Source organism: Phycicoccus jejuensis (assembly GCF_000720925.1).
Taxonomy (GTDB): Bacteria; Actinomycetota; Actinomycetes; order Actinomycetales; family Dermatophilaceae; genus Phycicoccus; species Phycicoccus jejuensis.
The window spans coordinates 1-1,392 of the sequence record NZ_JOEE01000029.1; the positions used below are offsets into that span (position 1 = coordinate 1).

At 65.8% G+C, this 1,392-nt stretch carries 1 protein-coding gene; it reads right to left on the minus strand.

What is annotated here, in order from left to right; genetic code table 11:
- Positions 1 to 117: 117 nt before the first annotated feature.
- Positions 118 to 1,029, minus strand: coding sequence for a transposase (locus IG69_RS21850; RefSeq protein ID WP_342666171.1), 912 nt, complete (start codon positions 1,027 to 1,029; stop codon positions 118 to 120).
- Positions 1,030 to 1,392: the final 363 nt, after the last annotated feature.

The following is a 1,392-nucleotide window of genomic DNA, read 5'->3' on the forward strand; positions in this document are numbered from 1 at the left end:
TCCCAGTTCCGAGCGCGGAAGTACGTCCACACCCTGCACCGTCACGACATGGTCGGCTCGATGGGCCGGGTCGCCTCCTCCGCGGACAACGCCGCCATGGAGATGCTCCTATCGGTGTCAAGCGGTCATGGGAGCCGCTTCGAGGAGTCGGAAGAGGTGTCGGGCGTAGTAGCGCTTGAGGCAGCGCATCGCTTCTCGTTTGGTCCTGCCCTCGCTGACCCGGCGGGCGATGTAGTCCTTGGTTGGCTGGTGGTGCTTGGCTCGGGCGAGAATGACGGTGTGCAGCTCCCGGTTGAGCTGGCGGTCACCGCCGCGGGAGAGCCGGTGTCGGGTCTGGGTCTGTCCCGATGTCGCTTCCAATGGAGCGACGCCGCCGAGTCTGGCGAACGCTGCCTCATCGCGGCACCGGCCAGGGTGTGACCAGGACACCAGGATCTGTGCTGCCATCAGGACACCAATGCCTGGCTCTTCGAGCAGAGCAGGGGCCATCGAGCGCACCAACGGAATCATCGCCGACTCGAGTTCGCGGCATTCATTGGTGAGCTGCCGGACTCTGTTCGCCGTGCTGCGCAAGGACAGTTTCGTGGCTGCGTATTCGGGGTCGGTCGCGGTGTCAGGACGTAGCCGTTGGCAGCGACCCACCAAGTCCATCAGTGGTCGACCGCGGAGTTCTTCCCGCAGGTCAACTGGGGCGGTCACCACCAGCGCCTTCATGACGTTGATGGCCGCGACGCGGGCGAGTTTCGCGCTGTCGCGTGCGGTGATGAGCGTCCGCAGCCCTTCCCGGGCGCCGCGGGATCGCGGAGTTGCCCATGTCTTACGGCCCAGGATCTCGCGTGCTGCACCCACGGCATCGAGCGAGTCGGACTTCGCGCCGTCTTTCGAGGGGCGAGCGCTGGGGTGGTCGAACTCGATGACGAACTCGCCCATGGACGTCAGGACGGCCGCTAAGCCTGCCCCATAGCTTCCGGTGGACTCGATGGACCAGGCGCGTCGGCCCGCGGCAGTATGCGCCGCCGCCCAGCGCATGGCTTGCCCGTAGCCCCGCGACGTCGTGGCGAACACCTTTGTGGCCAGCTCGCCTGGGTCCTTGAGCACACGACGGCTGCGGTGATGCGGTCCCTGTCGGGGTCGACGCCGATGACGTGGTCGACGAGATCTGCCAGTGCCATGTCCTGCTCCCTTCACTGCGACTTCCGTGGACTCCGCCGAGAAGGTGAGGCAGGACTGTGATGGGTCACCCGAAGGGACAAGCTCCTAATCAAGCCATCGAGGTCGGCGGTGCGGCTGGCGGACATATCTCTCAATGAAGACACCGGCGGGGTCGGTCATTCTGTGGGTCACGTCAGCCGGCACCACCTTGCCGCGCAGCATGCCGGAAGTCTCACAGTC

Bases quoted from the DNA above. Each gene is read 5' to 3' on its own strand.
- IG69_RS21850 (WP_342666171.1), bottom strand. From the start codon at position 1,029: ATGCGCTGGGCGGCGGCGCATACTGCCGCGGGCCGACGCGCCTGGTCC.